21 protein-coding genes and 1 pseudogene are annotated in these 22,779 nt (G+C 51.7%); 7 read left to right on the plus strand and 15 right to left on the minus strand.

Annotation, left to right across the window (positions count from 1 at the left end; translation table 11 throughout):
- Positions 1-126 precede the first annotated feature (126 nt).
- The 11 genes from ACDI13_RS17995 to ACDI13_RS18045 all read right to left on the minus strand — a co-directional run bounded on the left by ACDI13_RS17995 (position 127) and on the right by ACDI13_RS18045 (position 9,493).
- Positions 127-2,424 (minus strand): SNF2-related protein, encoded by a 2,298-nt coding sequence (locus tag ACDI13_RS17995; protein ID WP_316988376.1) that lies wholly within the window; start codon positions 2,422-2,424, stop codon positions 127-129.
- 112 nt (positions 2,425-2,536) lie between these two features.
- A complete protein-coding gene (locus ACDI13_RS18000; protein WP_316988377.1) occupies positions 2,537-3,163 on the minus strand; it encodes a hypothetical protein in 627 nt (208 codons plus the stop codon).
- 81 nt (positions 3,164-3,244) lie between these two features.
- A complete protein-coding gene (locus tag ACDI13_RS18005; RefSeq protein ID WP_316988378.1) occupies positions 3,245-3,586 on the minus strand; it encodes a hypothetical protein in 342 nt (113 codons plus the stop codon).
- A gap of 109 nt (positions 3,587-3,695) precedes the next feature.
- Positions 3,696-4,253: a DNA repair protein RadC gene (radC, locus tag ACDI13_RS18010; RefSeq protein WP_316988379.1), complete on the minus strand. Its 558-nt coding sequence runs from the start codon at positions 4,251-4,253 to the stop codon at positions 3,696-3,698.
- Positions 4,254-4,533: 280 nt separating this feature from the next.
- The gene (locus tag ACDI13_RS18015) at positions 4,534-5,649 is read right to left on the minus strand and encodes a DUF6094 domain-containing protein (RefSeq protein WP_316988380.1); all 1,116 of its coding nucleotides are present in this window, start codon (positions 5,647-5,649) and stop codon (positions 4,534-4,536) included.
- Position 5,650: 1 nt separating this feature from the next.
- Positions 5,651-5,956, minus strand: a complete 306-nt coding sequence (locus ACDI13_RS18020) for a hypothetical protein (protein WP_316988381.1) — start codon at positions 5,954-5,956, stop codon at positions 5,651-5,653.
- A gap of 107 nt (positions 5,957-6,063) precedes the next feature.
- Positions 6,064-6,378: a hypothetical protein gene (locus ACDI13_RS18025; protein ID WP_316988382.1), complete on the minus strand. Its 315-nt coding sequence runs from the start codon at positions 6,376-6,378 to the stop codon at positions 6,064-6,066.
- Positions 6,379-6,589: 211 nt separating this feature from the next.
- Positions 6,590-6,898: a hypothetical protein gene (locus tag ACDI13_RS18030; protein WP_254499205.1), complete on the minus strand. Its 309-nt coding sequence runs from the start codon at positions 6,896-6,898 to the stop codon at positions 6,590-6,592.
- 79 nt (positions 6,899-6,977) lie between these two features.
- Positions 6,978-7,253, minus strand: a complete 276-nt coding sequence (locus ACDI13_RS18035) for a hypothetical protein (RefSeq protein ID WP_003799870.1) — start codon at positions 7,251-7,253, stop codon at positions 6,978-6,980.
- 530 nt (positions 7,254-7,783) lie between these two features.
- Complete coding sequence (locus ACDI13_RS18040) at positions 7,784-8,383, minus strand: DUF3275 family protein (protein WP_316988383.1); 600 nt, start codon at positions 8,381-8,383, stop codon at positions 7,784-7,786.
- A 411-nt stretch (positions 8,384-8,794) separates the two neighbouring features.
- The gene (locus tag ACDI13_RS18045; protein ID WP_316988384.1) at positions 8,795-9,493 is read right to left on the minus strand and encodes a DUF3577 domain-containing protein; all 699 of its coding nucleotides are present in this window, start codon (positions 9,491-9,493) and stop codon (positions 8,795-8,797) included.
- Between the two features lie 1,706 nt (positions 9,494-11,199).
- Between ACDI13_RS18045 and ACDI13_RS18050 the strand changes: the two genes are divergently transcribed.
- Positions 11,200-12,057, plus strand: coding sequence for a hypothetical protein (locus ACDI13_RS18050; protein ID WP_316988385.1), 858 nt, complete (start codon positions 11,200-11,202; stop codon positions 12,055-12,057).
- Between the two features lie 320 nt (positions 12,058-12,377).
- Here the strand turns inward: ACDI13_RS18050 and ACDI13_RS18055 are convergent.
- From ACDI13_RS18055 to rpsL, 4 genes and pseudogenes are all read right to left on the minus strand, one after another.
- A pseudogene (locus tag ACDI13_RS18055) lies at positions 12,378-13,140 on the minus strand (GTP-binding protein); the annotation flags it as partial.
- A 77-nt stretch (positions 13,141-13,217) separates the two neighbouring features.
- Positions 13,218-15,320, minus strand: coding sequence for an elongation factor G (fusA, locus tag ACDI13_RS18060; protein WP_316989521.1), 2,103 nt, complete (start codon positions 15,318-15,320; stop codon positions 13,218-13,220).
- A gap of 17 nt (positions 15,321-15,337) precedes the next feature.
- Complete coding sequence (gene rpsG, locus ACDI13_RS18065; protein ID WP_094198181.1) at positions 15,338-15,808, minus strand: 30S ribosomal protein S7; 471 nt, start codon at positions 15,806-15,808, stop codon at positions 15,338-15,340.
- A gap of 139 nt (positions 15,809-15,947) precedes the next feature.
- Positions 15,948-16,319 carry a 30S ribosomal protein S12 gene (gene rpsL / locus ACDI13_RS18070; RefSeq protein WP_042489490.1) on the minus strand — a complete coding sequence of 124 codons (372 nt, stop codon included), beginning with the start codon at positions 16,317-16,319 and terminating at the stop codon, positions 15,948-15,950.
- 420 nt (positions 16,320-16,739) lie between these two features.
- Here rpsL and ACDI13_RS18075 point away from each other — a divergent pair, with 420 nt between their 5' ends.
- The 6 genes from ACDI13_RS18075 (at position 16,740) to azu (ending at position 22,760) form a co-directional block, all read left to right on the plus strand.
- A complete protein-coding gene (locus tag ACDI13_RS18075; protein WP_316989520.1) occupies positions 16,740-17,447 on the plus strand; it encodes a response regulator transcription factor in 708 nt (235 codons plus the stop codon).
- 10 nt (positions 17,448-17,457) lie between these two features.
- The gene (locus ACDI13_RS18080; protein ID WP_316989519.1) at positions 17,458-18,549 is read left to right on the plus strand and encodes a FecR domain-containing protein; all 1,092 of its coding nucleotides are present in this window, start codon (positions 17,458-17,460) and stop codon (positions 18,547-18,549) included.
- Positions 18,550-18,568: 19 nt separating this feature from the next.
- Positions 18,569-20,536 (plus strand): CHASE2 domain-containing protein, encoded by a 1,968-nt coding sequence (locus ACDI13_RS18085; protein ID WP_316989518.1) that lies wholly within the window; start codon positions 18,569-18,571, stop codon positions 20,534-20,536.
- The gene (locus ACDI13_RS18090; RefSeq protein ID WP_316989517.1) at positions 20,526-21,320 is read left to right on the plus strand and encodes an AraC family transcriptional regulator; all 795 of its coding nucleotides are present in this window, start codon (positions 20,526-20,528) and stop codon (positions 21,318-21,320) included. Before ACDI13_RS18085 ends, ACDI13_RS18090 begins: the two co-directional genes overlap by 11 nt.
- A gap of 102 nt (positions 21,321-21,422) precedes the next feature.
- Positions 21,423-22,067 (plus strand): LysE family translocator, encoded by a 645-nt coding sequence (locus ACDI13_RS18095; protein ID WP_316989516.1) that lies wholly within the window; start codon positions 21,423-21,425, stop codon positions 22,065-22,067.
- Between the two features lie 246 nt (positions 22,068-22,313).
- Positions 22,314-22,760 (plus strand): azurin, encoded by a 447-nt coding sequence (gene azu / locus ACDI13_RS18100; RefSeq protein WP_316989515.1) that lies wholly within the window; start codon positions 22,314-22,316, stop codon positions 22,758-22,760.
- Positions 22,761-22,779: the final 19 nt, after the last annotated feature.

Consider the following 22,779-nt stretch of genomic DNA (forward strand, 5'->3'; position numbering starts at 1 on the left):
GATTGGTCGAACAACATGCTTTTTTATTGCTAACCACTATAGCCAATATTCCTTCTAAAGATACATATCATCTGTTGACAAAAAAATGCCCCTCATGCGAGGGGCAAAGTAGGAGCTATGACAAGGTTAAGCGTTAGCTAACAACTGCTTTGCCAACTGGACCTCAATACTGTCACCGGCATCATTCAGAACATCCAAGCCACAATCAGGCATATCCCCTGACGTTGACTGCGTAACAGCGATCTTCTTGGCCATCAGCCTTAAACACTCCACCTGGCTGGAACCTGAGTAGCCCAAGAACACGACCTTGACTGGATGCTTCTGGCCAATCCGCCATGACCGTCTGCCCGCCTGCATTAACGTGTAGACGTTAAAGCCAGACTGCATGAACACAATCGTAGGAAACTCCAGCAGATCCAGGCCAGTCTTGACCAGCTCTGGATTGGTGACAAGGACGTCAATACCCCGCTCCACCTGGTCAGCAACCCAGTCTTCGCGTCGAGCTGCGTCAACAGAAGCACGCAACACAGCAACTTTGAAGCCGTTCATCTCAAGGTGGCTTTTGAGTCGAGCGGTGGTGTCACGTGTACCCGAGTAAATCGAGTACACCAGCACCTTTCTTCCTTGGGCCTTCTCCTGTTTACACAGATCCAAGAGCTGTTGCTCTTTGGGGGTAAGCTCTGACTCCTGAAAAACAGGCCCTTGCGAAAACAAGACTGCCTTACTTCGAGGGTGCCGGACGGTTTCTGGGCGAAAGCAGCACTCTGGCCAAGCCAGTAGCGTATTCATCACAACCCCAAGCAAGCTATTGTCCTTTTGGGCCAACGCCTTCTTGAGCTCATACACCAAGTGCTTTGCCATGCGCTGATAGGCCTCATCCTGCGCCTGGCTCATTGGTACGTTAATGAAGTGCTCGTCATAGTCAGGCAAGACGTTCTGGCCAATGTCGCGCAACTTCAGGAAAACGGTGATCGGCACTACATACCGCATAATGCCAACCGGACCAAAGCCAGGAGCTTTACTGGTCCGTACCGTCATCTGCTTACCTTTAGCGGTGCGATGCGATGGGCCAGTGCTTTCCTTGTACACGTCTTTGAGCACGCCATGCTCACGCATGAACGCCATAGCTGCGCTTCCCATTGACCCAGTACGAGCAGGTTTGAAGCCATCTTGAATCATCTGTGTCGGATTTATTCTCCACAAAAGATGAAACAGGTCGCTCGCATAGCCCCCCATCAGTGTCCCTGTGAGCAGCAGTGTTTTTTGGCATTGGCTGGCCAGCACGCCCATGGCCTGGCCTTGGGCTGAGCCCTCATTTTTGTATTCATGGCCTTCATCTACAACCAAAAGACCGAAATACCCACGAGGAAGGTAGCGTTTAACAAATTCCGTTGCTTGATAGCCCCCCTCCCCTATACTGAACTCAAAGGACGCGAGGGATCGCTCCATACGCATGGCCTGCCGATCGGAGAAAACAAGCTCGCCAGACTCATCCATGAGGTTGAGAAACTCATAGACGTTATCGTCGAGCATTCCCCCAAGCAGATCCTCCCCAAAGATCGAGAGCAATTTGCGAGCGGTTTTATCTCCGATCGTCGGCATTTGCTTCAAGGCACCCAATACTAGATCGTGCATGGAGTCGATACGCTTACCTGCACGAATCAACGTCCACAAGGTGCTATCGCAGTGGCTGCATTTACAATGTCTGTCTGCAAGCATGAGTGAGGCCGCCTCAGCCGAGAGCGGCATCATTTCACCATCCGCATTCTCACGTTCGATGGGTTCCATGCAATCAGGGCAGCAAGCAAACCTAAACCGTTGACCATCTTGCAATACCTGGCGAGTCAAAAATGCCGGTTTCCAGTGAAACCCCATGCGCATACGCACACGCCCAAGCACAAAGAACTCTGGCTTGCTGGTTTTCAAACTGAGGGCATTTCGTAACGCCAACAATTTGCGTAACGTATCCGGCCCATTCAGAATCCAAACCTTAGCACCAGGGACGGTGGCCAGGATCTCACGTCGCCACTTATAGACCAAATGAGGCGGCGAAACGATCAGGGTACGTGGATGCGTACTCTGCATTAAAGCCGCAACACATATGGCCATCATGGTTTTGCCCGTGCCCATATCCGCATTGAGTACCGCTGCCGGTTCATTGTGATCCAACAACAGCTTCACAACGGCGTGTACAGCATGGGCCTGGGCTTCAAATGGCTGACGGGTCAGATTGTCCAGAACGTGTTGCCGCGCACGCCAAACGGGAGTTTGAGTATCCAGGTCCGGATCGTAAATAGGCGGGTTCTGGCGACGGACTTGCTCCAACAAGCCCTCACCAAACTGATCAATAAAATTGGCCAGAGGCATATGCAGCTCATCGGCATCTTGCTCTGGGGTATCTAGCTGGGGATGTATAGCGCCCATACTGGCTCTCCACAAAAGGGATACGGGGAGCCAGCGGGGCTGCTCCCCGCATGGGTTAGAAAAAAATGTAGAAAAGGCTGGATCCGTAAATCAGCCAATCAGCTTAGAAAAACTACAACTGCAAACGTAGGCGCCCTACCCTGACCCCATCAGAGATGAAATCAAGAAAATGCTCACTTAGGCTCACCCGAACTGCCTTGACAGGGCCAAGCGTGGGATACAAATCGCTGCCCATTATCTGCACAGCTTGCTTATCACGGCACCACGCCAAAACCTCTGCACGCCAATGGTCCAGAAGGGCCACCGGCGACAAGCTTTTAATCAGTTGCCAGGCACGATCATCGAGATCATTCTCCTGAGCCTCGTTAAGGCTGACCAAGTCGCTCACTGCTGAGTAGTACAGAGCCCAACCGATTCGATTGGCACGGTCTGGCTCCTGTAGATTCTTGTCAAATACCCACAGTTGCCCCAGAGGACCAAACAGGTTTTGCTTAGGCAACCTGCCGGTGTGTTTGCCTAAGCGATCCACACCGCCAACCTCCACTAAGTGGCGTTGGCCATCATCACCGCGCAAGTGAAAGCGTTGTATACCGCCTTCCTTATTGCCCAACTGCATCGCAGCCATGAATTGCATCAGCGATCCATCGCGTCCATACAGCGAAACGAACAAAAAGCGGCCGTCCGACTCTCGGATGCAGGCATCTGCCCAGACTTCAGGAAACTCCTCTACTTGGTACATCACCGAGCTCCATAGTTATGCGACTAGCCCCTTCCTCGCAAAGAGGAGGAAGAGGCCAGGCCGCGTCGTTTAGAGAGATGATCAAGCCAAGCGCACGGCAAAGGAGCCGTTAGCTTTATGGGTGATGTCTCGATTCCCCACGTTGTTCCAGGAATCGCGTTCGACCTCAGTGAACATATTTGCTGGCACAGTGATTTTGAGCCGGTGCAACACCGCTTTAAAATACTCCAGGCTCAAACCAAATGGGTTGGACTCATAAAGATTGCTATACAGATACTGATCATCGAACTCGGTCACGTCCGGATCCACAAAATCCACTTGCTTTTCGATGACCAAAAAATAATGCCCCAAAGCCCTATCCCAACCTAACAGCACGGTAACGGGATGATCTTTATAGGTGGTTTCAAAGTAATGACGACTCATGACAAACTCCAGAAAATGAGTCGCAACGTCCCATAAGGGCCGCAGCGACCCCATGGGTACAGGTTAAAAACGCCCAAATGCGGGCTAAACAAACAAGAAATGACTCAAGTTACAGGTCGCCGTGCTCAGCGAACGAATAGCTAGTGGTGTCGGCTGAAGGCCCGACGATCAAATGGTCCAGAACCCTTACATCGATCAGCTCCAATGCTTTTTTAAGCCGCTCAGTAAGTTGGCGGTCTACCTGGCTAGGCTCTAACTTTCCGCTTGGATGGTTGTGAACCAAAATGACCGCGCCAGCATTGTTTTTGAGCACCTCTTTAACGACCTCACGAGGATAGACAGCCGTTTGATTCAGGGTGCCTTGGAACAATTCCCGATACTGGATCAAGCGAAGCTGGTTGTCTAAAAAGAAGACAGCGAAAACCTCGTGTTCTAGGCCAGCCAAACGAGCGACGGCATAGCGTTCCGCAATGCTCGGCGTTGACATGGAAGTTCCCGAAGGCACTAAAGACACAATCGCCTCACGTGCGGCCTCCAATATCTGCCCTGGAGTCGCCAACACGTAGTGCCCATGCGCATCAGCAACATGCAATTGCGCGGGTTCAGGCGCTGCCTGAGCGTATACAGACGGCGCGATGGGTAAAATCGACGTATTGAAAGAAGACATGGGTATCTCCAAAAATCTGGAGACATCCGGCCCCTTGAGGACGGATGTCCCCAAGGGATAAGGCGAGGCTACTGACATGCTATGCATGACTGCAGCAGATAAGAAAAACTACCCAGGCAGTAAAAGACCACCTTGATGCGTTTACAGGGTTGAACGCACCTAAACAACCCCCTTTAGGTTTGATGAGAAGGTTTCCCCAAATGACCTGGACCAGGCCCCTTGAGGAACCCTTCTAATGAAGGGTGAATAGCGCCAACCATTGGCACTGAGGGGTAAAGCATCAGCTGATCTTAACTATCTGACCAAGCCGATGATCGGCAGTAAATTCAATTGCATTGATAGTAGGCACAAACTTATCCAGCATCGTGATGGTCTCTGAGACATTCCCTTTCTCATCCACCTCCAGGTTCTGGATACGTTCTTTCTTCTTAAAGGTATCCCCCTTTATCAGAAAAATCCGGCCGTCTTTCGATTCAATGCAGCCAGTCACCTGGCCGGCCGCCAGCGCAAGCGCCAGGTGCCATTGAGTCATCGTACGAAGCGGTCTTCTGTGATTGGTCCGCACCTGAGAGAAATGAACATCAAAGCCTTGCCATAATAGACTCTGCTTCCATGTATTGAGCTCGTCTTTCAATTGAGCGGCATCGATTCGCACCGCATGAAAGTCAAGCTCCGTATCAGCTGCTGGCACCTGGTAGGGTTCATCATCCCAGACCTCTGGCAATACTTGATCTACGAACTCTCCGGCCTGAGCCTGCGCAAGCCAATCAAGAACGCTTTTACGTGGATGTGTACTCCGGATTTTGGTCCCGAAGATCACACATTGTTTGAATTGCTGCTCGGGGGCCATAAAAAACCGCAAATTGTCGAAATTACGGGCCAAAAATGCCCGAATCTCAGCATCTAAGGCGTAGTACGGAATGATGTAGATAAGCACCCCACCCTCAGCCAGAAATGATGCCGTTTTCTTTAAGAACGTACGCTCCAGACGCTCGGCTTTGTCAGCATCGGCGTTGGCCATGTTCGCCGCATCACTGATTCCAAACCCGTATGGAGGATTCAGAAACAGTAGGCCAATACTGCGAGCCTTAACCACAACGTCATGAAGGTCCGCGTGAATAACCCTATCCAAGAGGCTTTTCGCGTGCCAGGCACGTTCTTTATCAAACTCAACACCCAGAGCCTCAATGCTTACTGAAACCTCACCAGCCCGCTCCTGTAGGCCAAGACGAATGTCAGCCAGCGCCGCACCTTCCCCACAACATGGGTCAAGCAATCGCATAGGTCTTGATGCTGGCATGAGGAAGTGTTGAATCCGCTGCAAAGTCTCATCATCGGTCGGGTAGTACCCGGCTTTGACGAAGTTGCGAGCCAAGCGGGTGAACAAAAGCGCCATTTCACACCTCCTGACCATCAATGAGCGCGATCTCACGGCCAAACACCAGGCCTGCTGTTTCAGGTGAAGGCTCGCCATTCTGAGAAATCCACCAACTGGGTGGTTGAAGGGGGTAAACAAGCAGCCCAAGGTACGGACCTTGTGAGGCAAAGCAAACGATTCTGCATTTACCAATATTGTTGAACCTGACCATCACAGTTTCGCCAATGGCTGGAACAGGCTCTGGCCCGGTCCAGATCAGTCGATCATCTGTACGGTTTCTGTCAGTGGTGTAAAGCGGTAAGGTGAAATAGCGGACAACGATCATTTGGGTCTCCGAAAAATACACGACGAGAGACCCAGACGGATCATCCCGCCGGGAGAGTGATAGAGATAATGCAAACCCATCCTGATGGGTTTGCATGGGTTAGAGGATCAGTACTCCGATGGCAACGTCAGTGTGGTACTGGATCGATCCCATTCTGTAACGATCCAGATTTTGAGATGGTCGTTGACGCGATACGACGACATCAGTCGCCCTCCACACGCTAGAGACCGCTGGTTAAATCGCCAATCTTCGTGGCACAGATCCCCCCAATCACCAATAGCGTGACGAGCCAGGTACTCACAAGCGTTGATCGTGCCTTCTTGATCCAGCTTGGTAACACCTGGCGTAGCCACAACCACACCGAGCTCAAAGCGCGGCAGCACATCGGCAAGAGGCGAGAGATCGAAGGAATCTCTGCACACTGGTTGAGTCTGTTCAGTCATAGTCGGCCTCACTAAAAAATGCGCAGGCCATACCCATGCGGGTCTGTGCCCGCAGGGGTGAAAATGGAAAAACAAAAGAAAAGCGAATGTCACCAAGCCTATGAAAGACCTGGTATACATTCGCTAATTTGGAGGAGCGGACTCCTCATCGGGCACACCGAGGTGTGCTGAAATGGTCGCGTGCTAAACGCTAGGACATGAACATCTTCATGCCGCTTAAGATCAGACCGGCAAAACCAGCCAGCATCAAGCCAAGACGGATGGTCATATCCCGCTTGGTCACCTCGATGTCTTTTCTGGTCACCTCAATGTCGTGCTTCAGTTCAGTGCGAAGCGCGGCAATGTCGTGTTCAACCTTGGCTGTCCACTTCTCCAGCACTTGATCAAGTGTGAGTGCCATAGCCCCCTCCATTGCGATGGCCACCTTTTCGGCAACCTCTTGCTTCATACCGGCATCAACCAGGCCCTGCCGCAGCAGGAACAAGTCAGATGGACTCATTGACATATAGTACCCCTTAAAAAAATCAAGAGGGCTATCAACCCGCGAGGGCCAAAGCCCCCAAGGGTCAGTTAAAGAATCAAGCGGCTACCGCTGTAGCGCCGAATCGCAGCCAATGAAGTGCTTGCAGACGCTGCTTGAGATCACCTGGCAAGCGTTGGGCCAAATCTTGTCGAACAGAGCAACCTTGGACCAGACGTACGAACGAGCACACCTGTGCGGGTGCCAACTCATGTCGAACAGCCAGAAACTGCTCAAATCCCTCTTCATTGGCCTGAGAAAGCCAGTCATTAAAGAGGGAATGCAAACTCTTGCGCTGAGCCGTCGTGATAGGGAAAAAATGCAGTTGAGCCATGATCGTCTTCCAAAAAATGGGGGCGACCAAGCCCCAGGGGACACGGTGTCCCCACGGGGTTAGCAAGAAGCGCAGGTTAAATCTGCGTGAATGAATAAAACGAGGTACCCAGGCAGCACTTACTGCCTTGGCGCGTTTACAGGGTTGAACGCACCTGATTGAAACCATCGTTGGTTTGCTTAAATGATTTCCCTTGCAGGCCGGGCCTGATTGTCCTGGCTCGCAAGGGAACCCATCTAGGTTCCGGGCTTACATAACAAATTAAAATTCATACCCCCTCACTCCCCTTGATGGACCCAAGGTGTGCGTCACCGAAATGGAGGTCCTGGTGACAAATGAAACGGCGCGCAAGTTACGTGGCTGATTTTGCTATCACCAGCTCCGGCTTAGCGCAAAAGCTGCGGGCGCATGGGGACGCCGCCTCCCAGATTCAACGATGCACCAATGCACTGTGCGGTCTGGCTTATGGTCTCGATCGCATCAAGAACATAAGTCAAACCGCCACCATTGGGCGGTTTAGAAATGAGGGTTTACTGGGCAAACCAGATTTGTTGCTTCGCATCGAAACGGTAGCCATGACATTGGCCAAGTTCAGCTGCTTGCCGTCGTAGCAGCGCACGTTCTACAGTCGCATCAAGTTTGATGGGATCGCGATTGGCAATGGCATGGAGCATTTCTGCGTCAAGCAACCCATCGTGCTCTCCCTGCGTAGAATCCAGAGACCCTGACTGAGGCTTCCCACCCTTATTAAAGTGGCTGAAGTCTTTTGCGGTAGATGGCGGGGGTACTGACTTTTTAGATGCTGCAACCCGTACAGGCCGTTGCTCGTCAATAGGGTCAGGCTCAGCTTGCTCATGAGCAGTCGATAATTCGGCCTGGCTCTCCACTTGTAAATCATGCAAACGCGCACGAATCTCTGTCACACCTTTGCCAAACGCGATGTATTGCGACAGATAGATTTCACTAATCCACACAGTTGCCTGGTACTCACCTTCCTCAAACTGATCCAGGAGTGGGTCTTTGACCTTGAACTCACCAAAAGCAGTTGAGAGGTCTGCAACGCAGAACGCACCATTTCGACTTTGTCGAATCCGCTTTACGCGCAGCTGCGCTCCATCTATACGGATCATCGTGATCTCCTTCATAAAGATAGGGAGACCACGTCCAGCCGGAAGAGATCTCCCGGTGGGGTGTGAAATGAAAGTACCCGTGCAGCTTACGCCGGACGGGTACAGGGGGGCTTAAATGGTGGCCATCCAACTTGCGATCGGATAGTACTTTAGAGCACGTGAGGTTCCAGTTTGAACGTGCAATTCAACGGACGTACTCGTGTGATATGTACCCCAACTCTATACAGAGCGTTCACGTTTCAGGGGTTGACGTGTCGTGCCCGAAGGCGACCAGGTTATTCAAGTGACACCTGAAAACACTCGCAAAACCGAATTAGTTTAGTCGCTAATTTTTGCAGCATCAAGGAGAAGAAAACCCTCGCACAGCCCCCAGTGGGAACAGTAACGAGGGTTTTGATGAGGCATTAAAAGTTAAACGACGCTCTGATGGGCATAACTTGCAGCGTATCGAAGCGCACTACTTGCTCCATATCCTGCTTGATATGCCGCAGCGCCTTGGTTCACGGGCACCGGAGTGCTGTTGAACTTTGGCGTTGCTGTACCTTGAGCGTTTTCCTGTGGTGCTTTATTTTCAGACTGACCTTGCTCAGGCATATCCTGAGAAGACTCATCATTGGTCGAGGAGTTCTGCAAAGGAGCTTCCTCCTGAAAAGGAATGTTATCCATGCTGGACTCTTCTTGCAATTCACGTCGGAAAATATTAACGCCATCAACAGTGACACTGTTGATCAACAACAGACGTCCCTTGATCAGTGCGGCAGGTTCTTGCTCGCCAGTTGTACGCCCCTTCTCATCTCGAAGGTTGCGCATGTAAACGTGTGTGTAGATATCACCCACACGAAACGATACAAAAACCTTGCGTTTCGCCTCAACATCACCCATGAGCTTTTCCACCATTTCGATGGCTTCGCTCCCAGAGACCCGAAGATCAAAGTAGGTGTAGTCAGGTTCATCCGTATTTCCGCGCACAGCGGAAATCGAGCAAGCAAGAAAGGGTTGTGCCTTGCGGCCAGAACCTTTGGTTTCAACCCAGCGTACGCGGTTCAGATAACCGAGACCGTTAACGTGAAGATTGAAGTGGTTGGAAGTTTGAGTGGAAGCGGTAGTCATGATGGTGAACTCCAGAAAAATGGACTGGAGGAACACGCACCCACCCAAGAGCCGAATGGCCCGGACAGGGAAAGCGGGTTCCCTGTCCGGGTAGCAAAGAAGAAGATGTACTCTGGTACTGTCTTGGGGGATCAGTACGTGCGTCTTTCAAGAGTTGAGACGCCGCTGTGGGGTGCCTGATGGCGATTCACACGAAAACATTATCAGTACGCAAGAGCCAAGTCAACAGGCGATATCATTTTCAGAGAGGGTGCCACGCTGCCATGAATAAGTTCAACACCCATCTACCTTACTCATATCAACTGAATGAGGTGATCGCTATATCTGAGCCATGTCTTTAACGCACTTTGACGAACCCCGTCTATGCCCCCTTTTCGGTGGGGGGCGTAGTCGTAACTATAAAATTGATTATTCTCTTTGGGATTCAGTAGTAACCTGGGCCCTCCCAATCCAACACTCATTCTACGCATCTGTCAGCTCATTAGAAGCAGCGTCGAGAAGAGTAAGCGATTGACGCCGAGGTTTACAGTCGGCATAGCGCTTCACTATGAGCGTTTTTGTCCTCAAAAGCATTTCTACAATCTAAAACCTCTGAGCCACCAATCAACGGACATCCACCATAGTAGATGTCGTAAACCTCATTGCCCAGACGGTTTTTATGCTCGATAAATAACCAATCCTCTGGGTAAGGTCGGATGGTTAACAACTTTTGATGACCGCGTCGAGAAAAAATGTGGTAGAGGTCAATCGTTGCAATAAAGATCCCAGCTCACGATGAAGGTCAATAGGCATAGCCTTTGCTGGACACCAGCGTGACGGATTGCCGGTTTGCCCCCCATACGACATCGCTCCATTACGCTCCCTATAGGATAGACTTGGACGGGGCCGCCATTGCTTTGCATTTTCTTATGCGCTTGAGGCTAACGAAATCATCGTCGCATTTCCCCATCTCGTACGGCCAAGGCTCTGGCTGAGCAATAACTGTACTCTCGGACAGCGCATCAGCCGCCCGCTGCAGCGCTCCATCAGAACTAGTTAGGAATGGAATACACTCGCCGACGTAGTAAATGCCCTATCAACCTCACAGCGTTACCATCTTCAAAGCATTACGCACAACCTAAAGCCGCCAATCAAATAGATGGCGTTCAACTACAGCCTTATAAGGCTCTTCGAGGCGCACTAGCTTTCAGTTACTGGATTAAACCAATCTGACATGTGATCTCGGCCAGGGAGCTCCTGCAGCTTTTGAGCTATGACGCTGTACCAGTTTATCTAGACCGGCTACAAGCCAGTCGACCCCATCAAGCAGAGGCTCTACACCACCGAAAGTAACAGCGATCTTGCCGAGATCTGCCTATCCACATTTGTACAATATTTTAAACAGCCTTCGTATTTCATTCAAAACCATGAACCCCAGATCCATGTTAATGATTTAATTTTTTTGAGTAAATCATTTTTATTTTTTATTTATAATTAATAAAAAATCACCAAATAATAAATTGAGGATCAATTTGACATTAAGCGCAAAAAAATATAATATTAAAATAAGCTCATGAATTCCCTCAGCACAATAATTTAGCGCCGAATTAAATAAAATTAAGAGAAAAATAGCACAGAAAAAAATAAAATTAATTTACAATTAATACAGCAGTAGAAAGGTTGCTTGCTACCTAAAAAATAAGATTACACTTTAGAGCAAATGAATTATGAAAATCAATATATCACGATGCACTACCGCCCCAACCAACCGCGCTTTTTTTATTGACGCCCTTGGAACGGAAGACCTTCAAACTGCAAAAAGCAAGCATGAAAAAATGCTTGATGAAGTATTGTCTTTATCACCTGATTTGCAGCCTTGCATTTCAGAGAAAAACTCTCTTTTCAAATGCACCACGTTAAAAGAAATCAATCAAATATTTGACGCAATTGAGCAGCTCTGTAATGAATCTATATCTCCACTAATTTTTATTGATGGACACGGTGACCAGCAACAAGGGCTCTCTTTGCCATCTGGTGAATACCTTAATTGGAATGATTTGAATCTCACGCTGGAGAGAATCACTAGGGCCGCATTGGGGCAATCAATGGTGGTAGCTTCATTCTGCCACTCCATGTCTGCTATAGATAAAATTCCTAGTGGAAATCTTTTGCCCACACCATTCTACTTCGGGTATGAACACAGGGTTCAGGCAGGGGTTGTCGAAGAGGAGTCCAAACAAATTATTGAAGAACTTCTTCGATCTGGTAGGTTTATAAAATCAGGAAAAGAAATACAGCTTTACTCTGAGTATGATCATGCCATACCAGCAGTCTGCTTAGTGCTTAAAAAATTTCTATACCCTCAAGAGAATGCTGAGATATATACGGAACTATCAAAGAATAATCTTCGGAAAACCCTCCACAAACAGCTTGGCAATGAATTAGGCACTACAAAAGGGCTAAGCAAAGCAATATCAAAAGCACTCAATCCTAAAGATTTTTTGGGGAATTTCTTAGAATCATATATGTATAACACAGAAAGGAGAAGAAAACTTTTGGATGAAATATTAACGAGTTTAAACTAAAAAAATAAACCAGATAGCCATTACAATAAATAAACCTATAACTATAACTAAAATCCAATTTTAATTAAGCCTTATTTTTTACGAAAACAAATGAATATGATTGATTTCATGTAGCATAGCTAATAAATACCAGTTGAATAATTTCGCTTAAAGTCGGTAGAATCGCATTGCAAGCGACTCAAAGCGGTAAGTTAGAAACCCACAAAAGACCATCTAAGCCACTTAGATATAAGTCCCATAGATAAAAAACAAATTGGAAATACAAATTACTGCCACTATTTAATATTCATAGCTACAAAATCACGAATAGCAGTATAGGCACCTGGATTTGATTGTTTAATTGTTCGATCTATCTCCAAACTAAATGACTGCTCAAAATCACCNCGGTAGCCCTTGAAGAAAGGCGTGTGACGACCACCCTCTTCTTTGGACAGAATGTACACCTCGGCGTCAAAGTCGGTGTGAGGCATGATCGAACCGGGCTTGGCCAGAACCTGACCACGCTCCACGTCTTCACGCTTGGTACCGCGCAGCAACAGACCGACGTTATCGCCAGCTTCGCCTTGGTCCAGCAGTTTGCGGAACATTTCAAGGTACCGTCAACGGCACGCTCAGGCGTAGGAATGTAGTTGTCCAGCGCCTCGGCCAGAGCCAGAACAGCTTGGCTGCCCACTTGTTCAGGAACACGATGATGTAAGGAACGCCAACCTGACGGCTCAGCAAAATGTGCTCGCGAGTCTGGGGCATTGGGCCATCAGCGGCCGAGCAAACCAAAATAGCGCCGTCCATCTGGGCAGCACCCGTAATCATGTTCTTGACGTAGTCAGCGTGGCCGGGGCAGTCAACGTGTGCGTAGTGACGGTTAGGCGTCTCGTACTCAACGTGCGAGGTGCTGATGGTGATACCACGTGCTTTTTCTTCAGGGGCGTTGTCAATCTGCGAGTAATCGCGTGCTTCGCCGCCAAATGCCTTGGACAGAACCGTGCAGATTGCAGCGGTCAGAGTGGTTTTACCGTGGTCAACGTGACCGATAGTACCGACGTTGACGTGCGGTTTAGTCCGTTCAAACTTACCTTTTGCCATGATTTATCCCAATTATGTTTTACAGGAAAACAAAAAAATTGTTGAGCAGCCCGCCATAAGGCGGGCTGATATTGCTATTACTTACCGCGCGCGCTGATCACTTCGTCAGCTACGTTCTTTGGAGCTTCAGCATATTGCTTGAATTCCATCGTGTACGTAGCACGACCCTGTGTTTGCGAACGCAGGCTGGTCGAGTAACCGAACATCTCGGCCAGAGGAACCTCGGCCTTGATGACCTTGCCACCGCCAACCATATCGTCCATACCCTGCACCATACCGCGACGGGAAGACAAGTCACCCATCACTGTACCGGCGTATTCCTCAGGAGTTTCAACCTCAACCGCCATGGTTGGCTCCAGCAGAACTGGGGAAGCCTTGCGCATACCATCCTTGAAGGCCATCGAAGCGGCCATACGGAAGGCGTTTTCGTTCGAGTCCACATCGTGGTACGAACCGAAGAACAGCGTAGCTTTGACGTCCACCACTGGGTAACCGGCGACCACACCCGAAGACAGGGTTTCGCGAATACCTTTTTCAACAGCAGGAATGAATTCGCGAGGAACCACACCGCCCTTGATGGCGTCAACGAACTCAAAGCCGCCACCGGCTTCCAGGGGCTCGAGCTTGAGCACAACGTGACCGTACTGACCACGACCACCGGACTGTTTGACGAATTTACCTTCGATTTCGTCGCAAGTCTTGCGGATGGTTTCGCGGTAAGCCACTTGTGGTTTGCCCACGTTGGCTTCCACGCCGAATTCACGACGCATGCGGTCTACCAGAACTTCCAGGTGCAGCTCGCCCATACCGGAAATAATGGTCTGGCCGGATTCTTCGTCGCTGCTGACGCGGAAAGAAGGATCTTCCTGAGCCAGACGGGACAAGGCCACGCCCATTTTTTCCTGGTCGGACTTGGTTTTTGGTTCCACAGCCTGCGAAATCACGGGCTCCGGGAACTCCATACGTTCCAGAATGATGTGCTGGCTGGCGTCACACAGGGTCTCACCTGTAGTCACGTCTTTCAGGCCCACCACGGAAGCGATATCACCGGCAACCAGCTCTTTCAGTTCGGCACGGTTGTTTGCGTGCATCTGCAAAATACGGCCGATACGCTCTTTCTTGCCCTTGATAGGGTTGTAGACCGTGTCGCCCGAACGCAAAACGCCCGAGTAAACGCGCACGAAGGTCAATTGACCAACAAAGGGGTCAGTCATCAGCTTGAACGCCAGAGCGGACATAGGCTCTTCGTCGTTGGCTTTACGATGAATTACGTTACCTTCGTCATCCGAACCTTCGACAGGTGGAATATCCACTGGCGATGGCAGGTAGTCGATCACGGCGTCCAGCATACGCTGTACACCTTTGTTTTTGAACGCGGTACCGCACAGCATTGGCTGAATTTCGCAGGCAATGGTACGTGTACGCAGACCCAGGTTGATGTCCTCTTCGGAGAGGTCACCGTTTTCCAGGTACTTGTTCATCAGGTCTTCGCTGGCTTCAGCAGCCGATTCGACCATTTTCTCGCGCCATTCTTCAGCCGAAGCTTGCAGCTCGGCAGGAATGTCGGTGTAGTCGAACTTCACACCGTTGCTGGCTTGATCCCAGATGATTGCTTTCATCTTGATCAGGTCAACCACGCCCTGGAAGCCGTCTTCAGCGCCAATCGGGATAACGATAGGCACAGGGTGAGCTTTCAGACGCAGTTTGAGCTGGTCATAAACCTTAAAGAAGTTAGCGCCTGTGCGGTCCATCTTGTTGATGAAAGCCAAACGAGGCACACCGTACTTGTTGGCTTGACGCCATACGGTTTCCGACTGAGGCTGAACACCACCCACCGCGCAGTACACCATGCAAGCGCCGTCCAGCACACGCATGGAACGCTCTACTTCAATTGTGAAGTCAACGTGACCGGGGGTATCAATGATGTTGATACGGTGCTCTGGGTAATTGCCCGCCATACCACGCCAGAAGGCAGTGGTAGCAGCCGAGGTAATGGTGATCCCGCGCTCTTGCTCTTGCTCCATCCAGTCCATGGTAGCCGAACCTTCGTGGGTTTCGCCCAGTTTGTGGTTCACACCGGTGTAGAACAGGATGCGCTCGGTAGTGGTCGTTTTCCCGGCGTCGATGTGAGCCGAGATACCGATGTTGCGATAGCGCTGAATAGGGGTTTTGCGGGCCATGATTATATGTCCTCAGATTACCAACGGAAATGGCTGAATGCTTTGTTGGCATCGGCCATCTTGTGCGTGTCTTCACGCTTTTTCATTGCACCGCCACGGCCTTCGGCCGCATCGGACAATTCGCCGGCCAGGCGCAAGTCCATCGATTTTTCGCCGCGTTTCTTGGCGGATTCACGCACCCAGCGCATGGCCAGAGCCAAACGACGGACAGGACGCACTTCGACAGGTACCTGGTAGTTAGCACCACCAACACGGCGGCTCTTGACTTCAACAACAGGCTTTACATTATTGATGGCAGCATTAAACACTTCGAGCGGATCTTTGCCGGTTTTCTGCGCAATTTGGTCCAGCGCGCCATAAACAATACGTTCGGCAACAGCTTTCTTGCCGGACAGCATGACCACGTTCATGAATTTGGCCAGCTCAACGCTGCCAAATTTTGGGTCAGGTAGGATTTCACGTTTGGGTACTTCGCGACGGCGAGGCATTTTAATTTCCTTGTGACTATTCAGTTGAACCGCTTTTCGCGGTCTCGGCCATTCATGACAAATGACCACTTACCTACCATGGCGCAACGGCCACGGTTGCACGGATCCAGATCAGTGAACTGATCGATGGATACATGGATTACTTGGGACGCTTGGCGCCGTACTTGGAGCGGGACTGTTTACGATCCTTGACGCCTTGCAGGTCAAGAGCACCGCGAACGATGTGGTAACGCACACCTGGCAAGTCTTTAACACGACCACCGCGGACGAGAACGACCGAGTGCTCTTGCAGGTTGTGGCCTTCACCACCGATGTAAGAAATAACTTCGAAGCCGTTGGTCAGACGCACTTTGGCGACTTTACGCAGAGCGGAGTTAGGCTTCTTGGGGGTCGTGGTGTATACACGGGTGCAAACACCGCGGCGCTGTGGGCAGTTCTCGAGCGCAGGGCTCTTGCTGCTAACGCGGCTGACTTCGCGCGGTTTACGCACGAGCTGGCTAATGGTTGGCATGACCTTTACGTATCCTATAACGTACTTTACGTACTGGTTGACGTATATGTTTTGAAAAACGCCGTCCAGTTGACAGGTTTTAAAACCCTGTACCAGAAGCGGCATTGCGCAATACCACTCCCCATAAAACACGAAAAAGAGCGGTCTTGCACATGGCTTGGGCTTGATTTCAAGCACTCAAAAAGTGCCCGCAGCCCCTAAATTCAGGGCTGCCATCAAATTACTGCAAGGTGTACCGGCAAAGGATCCTTAAAGTAAGCTCTAAAATTTACCACAGTAAACCCTTATAGGTCAACGATTTGGGCTCCAATCCAGCGGTTTCCCGTTGTCACCGCACACGCGAGGGAGCACTTGATCACTCGCTATCTACATATCGTTATACTGCAGGGCTATTGCACTTATGCGACAAGGACAATGCCCATGATCATCGCTTCCCTGGAAGACGACCTCGTCCAGGCTGAACTGATTGCCCGGATCTTGACCGAGGCTGACTATGAGTGTCGCTCTTTTCATCAAGGAAAGGACCTGTTGGCTGCTCTGGCCAAGCCACATGATTTCAGCTTATTGCTATTGGATTGGGAACTGCCAGATGTCAGTGGCCTGGATGTGTTGCGTTGGGTTCGCACCACACTGGGACATGCCTTGCCGGTTCTCTTCCTGACCAGCCGTACCCAGGAAGAGGATCTGGTCACGGGTTTGCAAGCCGGAGCCGACGACTATATTAGTAAGCCTGTACGCAAGGGAGAACTCGTTGCGCGTGTCAACGCTGCTGTCCGGCGTATGGACTTGAGCACCTCAACCGTTCAGGACAGCCGTTTCTCATTTGCAGGCTATGATATTTTTCCTGAACAAGGTCATATCGTGCTGAACGGTGAAACCGTCACCCTGGCGCCCAAAGAATTCGAGCTGGCCCTTTTGCTATTTCGTAATCCTGGCCGCCTGTTCTCACGAGATGTTTTAAGCTCCGCGGTCTGGAACCGGGAAATTCCGGCCACCTCCCGTACACTGGATACTCACCTGTCCAACATACGCCGTAAACTCCAACTGCGCCCCGAAAATGGGGTACGTCTGACAGCGTCCTATGCCCTTGGCTATCGCCTTGAACTTTTGACCGACCCTTCTTGCTAGCTCACTTCCTATGATTACTTTGCGTATCGCCGCTCCTCTTGTCTGCGGCCTGATTTGGGGCGGCATCGTGTCAGCCCAACCGTCCGGGGCACGTGGCGAGAACTTTGTCTACAAAGTGATGTCCGGTGATACTTTGCTTGATATTTCCCAGACATACACACGCCAAAGCCGGAACTGGTCCGAGATTCAGCGATTGAATGCGGTGGATGATCCTTATCGCCTGCCGATTGGCAAAGAGCTGCACATTCCGTTTCGCATGATTCCGGAAGTGGCCGCCCCCGCCCGGATTACGCACCAAACCGGTCAGATTCTGGTGAACGGCCAGGCACTGGGCGCAGGAACCACCCATTTGCAAGAGGGTGATCTGGTCCGCACAGGCAGCAGTGGTTACCTGACACTGGAGCTGCAGGACGGTAGTCAACTGAGTGTGCCTGCCCAGGCCTCCTTGAGCGTGACCCGAATGCGTGCCTTTGAAGGTACAGGTCTGACCGACTCGATCATCGCTCTGGATGATGGCGATGTGGAATCACGCGTATCTCCGGAAAAAACCGGCGTAGGTCGCTTTGAGGTTCGTACCCCAGTCAGCATTACTGGCGTACGAGGCACAGAGTTGCGCGTACGTACGCAGCAAGGCGTGGCGCACAGCGAAGTGCTGGAAGGCCGCGCAGAGCTGGGAACGCAACAACGCAGCACCCCCACCGCGCTGAAGCAAAATCAAGGCGCCGCGGTTGGTACAGACGGCAATATCCTGGCGCTGGCACCCTTGTTGCCTGCTCCACAGATCTCCATGCCCGAGCGTCGCGGCGGTCAATGGAACAGCACGATTCAGGCCGTTCCGGGAGCCCAGGCCTATTTGGTCCAAACTTCCACCGATCCCCAAGGGGCCAAGCTGTTATCACGGACCATCACGACCGATACTGACATCCAATTCAGTGCTTCGCGTCCTGGCACCTACTACGTCACCGTACGTGCCATTGACCGCCACGGCCTGATGGGTCCGGACACGATCGAAAGCTTTGAAGGAGCAGCCAGCCTGGTCAGCTCGAACGGCCAGGCCGTAGTCAGCAATTTTGACGACCCTATCCTGCTGTCTCAGTTCTGAAACCTGAACGGCGTACGCCATGAGCAGCCTGGCCCCCAGAAACAGCAAGCTCCTCTCTGACCGAGTTCGGAAAGAGTGGCATCTGGTTTCAGGCCTGCTGGTGTTGCTAACCTTATTGTTCAGTTCCCTGCGCGACGACTTTGCGCTGGGCAAACTGAACAATCTGATTTACGACTTCACCATGTCGGCGGCTATTTCACAAGCCGCCCCCCCGGATATTGTCGTTGTCGCCATCGACGACTACAGCATCGCCAATCTGGGTTTCTGGCCCTGGCGGCGTATCAGCCATGCACAACTGCTGGGCCGACTTGAACAAGCCCGCGCAGTTGGGCTAGACCTGGTCTTTCAGGAACCCAATCCCGCCTACCCCGATGATGACCTTGCCCTATCCGAGGCCATTCGTCATCATGGGCGCGTGGTGCTGCCGCTCATCTACGACGCTCAGCGCCATGCCGTCCATACCGCCATTCCCATGCTCAGTAAGGCGGCCAATGCAGCAGGCTACATCAATATCGAGCCTGATCCAGACGGTGTAGTACGTCGTGTCGCCGTGCAACGCGTCACCCCTTCAGGCCGGATTCTGCCGCACTTTACGATTGCTATGTTGCTGACTGGTGGCGACACGGATTTGGCCTTGCAAGCCTTAAGCTCCAGCAAGACGAACACACCTCATATTCCCTTTTTGGGTCGTAGTGGCCATTTCCAGACCGTGCCTTACTTCAATGTCCTTAACGGCGATATTCCGCCCTCCTTCTTCAAGGACAAATATGTGCTGGTCGGTGCCTGGGGCAGTGGCCTAGGCGATACCTTCCCTACCCCGTTATCCAAAGCCGGGATGAGCAGCATGTCTGGCGTCGAAATTCTGGCCAATACCTTGCAAGCCGTACGTAGTAATCAATGGGTACGCACGCCACCAGCCTGGTTGATTGCGCTGGCAAGCTGCCTACCGGTACTGCTGGCTTGTCAGGTTCTGATCTACCTGTCGCCACGTGCGACCTTGCTAAGTCTGGTTGGACTGGTCATTGCGATTTTGCTGGTGAACTGGATCGCCATGCATGGCTTCAATCTGTGGATTCCGCCACTGGCTAGTCTGATAACCATCCTGCTGGCCTACCCACTTTGGCATTGGCGCAGTCAGGAAGCCGCCTTGAATCAAGTCACTGCAGAACTGAACAAGCTGCAGCTGGAATACCCCGATGTCAGAACTGCATTGAACGAACGTTTGTCTGGCTTAAGTGCACGCAACCTGCCCCATCGTCTGACCCAGTTGCACACATCCATCGATCTGCTGCGACAGGCTCAAAACAAGCGTGAAGAGACCTTGCGCTTTATTTCACACGATATGCGAGCCCCCCAGAACTCCATCCTGGCGCTGACCAGCTTGCAACGTCAGGATGACAGCAAGCTGCCGCCCGATCAGTTCCTGCACAAGATGGAAGGCTATGCCGAGCAAACACTGGAGCTGGTCGATAACTTCATCAGTCTGGCACGGGCTGAAGCGATGGAGATGGTGTTAAGCCCCTTGGCTCTGTCCGATCTGCTGGCAGACTGCATGGACGATGCCTGGGCCAGTGCCAGCAAACGCGCTATCAGCCTGAGTCTGAATGACTCAGAGCTGGTCTGGGTGAACGGCAACGCCCCCATGCTGCGCCGTGCCTTTACCAATCTGATTCAGAACGCCATCAAGTATGGGCCGGACGGCAATCAGATTGATATAGACCTGGAAATCAGCCAGAACAAGGTACAAGTATGTGTTAAAGACCAAGGCTGGGGTATTCCTGCTGAAAACCGGGCGACTATTTTTGAGCCTTATCATCGCGCCCACGAGAACACTGCCGGTGCACCTTCAGGCAGCGGGCTGGGTTTAGCCTTTGTAAAAACTGTCATCAACAAACATGGTGGGGATATTGTGCTGGACAGCACGAGCGAACAAGGTTGCACCTTTATCGTCTCCCTGGCCACCGTGGATGTCTCCGATGAAGACTGAATTCTGGCGGGATGCCGCCCTGCCGTATGTAGAGAGCCGGCGCGCCTGCGATAGCCGTATCTGCTACCAGGAGCACAGCCACCCCACTTACTCGATAGGTGCCGTTGATGGCGGTAGCAGCGTCTTTACGGGCGCACCCGACGGCCCGGTCCAGCTTGCACCTGGTTCTCTGGTCTTTGTACCCGCGCACCGCAGCCATGCCTGCAACCCTCTCCCTGATCAGTCCTGGAGCTATCAAATGCTGCATCTGGATGCGGCATGGCTGGAGCAGCTTTGGCAGGAAAACACAGGATTCAGACTTGAGGCCCAGGAGCCTATCCGCGTTAGCCACGAACCACAGCTTTATGCGGCCTACTGTGAGTTGAACACCCTTTTGTTTTCCGCTGCTCCCGTACTGAGCAAAGAAGCGGCACTGATCGACTTTGTGGTCCACTACTGGCCAGTGAACTCCCAACCCCTGGCACCGGCTCCACCGCCTAGCCCCATTTTGCAGAAGACCCTGGATCGCTGGATTGAGGGCCAGTTAGCCACTATCCCCCTGCACGAACTGGCTCAGGATACCGGATTGAGCCGCTACCAACTGATTCGTGCCTTTCGGCGCCATACCGGCCTGACGCCCCAGCGTTGGCAACTGAATCAACGTGTCAACCTGGCCCGGGACGCCCTGCGACAAGGTGATGAGCTCGCTGAGATTGCCTACCGTCTGGATTTTGCGGATCAAAGCCACTTTCAGCGCGTATTCAAGCACTACACCGGCGTCACTCCAGGGCAGTACCGGGGCTAGAAAACACCCCACGCCCTTGCTACTCCAGGGGAAACGCACTTTTATTCAATACGTCCCTCACGCTTCTGGTCACACTGCGGTTTTGCTCCCGGAAGTACTGCCATGTCCTTGTTCCTGCTGATCGCCAGCACCCATTTTCTAGCCCTTCTGTCCCCTGGCCCTGATTTTTTCCTGATCGCCCGCAGCACCTTGGCCCATGGTCGCTGGATAGCAAGCGGAGCCTGTGCCGGTATCGCCCTGGCCAATGGCATTTACATCAGTCTGGCGCTCACTGGCTTTACCCGGATGAGTACCAGCAGCCCCCTCTTTCTGTTGCTTCAAGGTGCTGGAGGACTGTATCTGCTGTATTTAGGTGTGAAATTTTTGCAGACAGCCCGTCACAGCAAACCGCACAGAATCAGCGCCTTTGGCGCTTCTGCAGGCGGCTGGTGGCATCATGCCCTGCTGGGATTGCTCTCCGGGCTGCTCAATCCCAAGAACGCACTGTTTTACGCCAGCCTGGCCTCGGTACTGGCCAGCAGCCGCGCCGGTACCGGCCTTCATATTCTGCTAGGCCTGTGGATGTTCTTTACTGTTTTGCTCTGGGATGTATTTATTACCATTCTGATCGGGCATTCTCGCTGGCAGCAAGGCATACAACAGCCCTTGCCTCGTATCGAGCAGCTCTGTGGGCTGCTGCTGTGCCTGATTGCGGTCGCCACGCTGTTGAACAGCGCCCAGCACCTGAGCGGGAACTGGCTACGCTGAAACACGATACCTAGTCTGCGCTGCCGTCAAGCTCCCCGAAGGCGATAGAGTAAGACTGTTAGAGCCACATCAAACGATGAGAAAACAAGTCATTTACGGACTCGGACGAGGCAACATAAGCCACTAAAATAGTCCGGGTCTTTGTTTTGTTAAGCACCTGGAGTGCGCTACAGTCTATGCTGTAAGACCGGAACAACACCCCCGTGTCCCGTTCCTTTTTTTGTCAGTTTTCAAGGAGTTACTAGAATGTTTGCCAAACTTGCTTTCACAGCCGTTCTTGGATTGGCCAGCGTGCCTGCTTTTGCTGCTTGCGACGTTACCATCGAAGGCAATGACTCCATGCAGTTCAACACCAAGAGCATCGTTGTTGACAAGACATGCAAGGAATTCACGATCAATCTGAAACACACCGGCAAGCTGCCTAAAGCAGCCATGGGCCACAACGTCGTTATCTCGAAAAAATCCGATGAAAGCGCAGTTGCGACCGATGGCATGAAAGCCGGTCTGGACAGCAACTACGTTAAAGCCGGTGACGAGCGTGTGATTGCTCACACAGACGTGATCGGTGGCGGCGAAAGCACCTCTGTCACCTTTGACGTGTCCAAGCTGAAAGAGGGCGAAGACTACGCTTTCTTCTGCTCCTTCCCAGGTCACTGGAGCATCATGACGGGCGAAATCAAGCTGGGTAGCTAAGCGCATCCGCTTATAGCCG

Origin of the sequence: Alcaligenes faecalis (genome assembly GCF_041521385.1) — a bacterium.
In the GTDB taxonomy this organism is placed as follows: Bacteria; Pseudomonadota; Gammaproteobacteria; order Burkholderiales; family Burkholderiaceae_B; genus Alcaligenes; species Alcaligenes faecalis_E.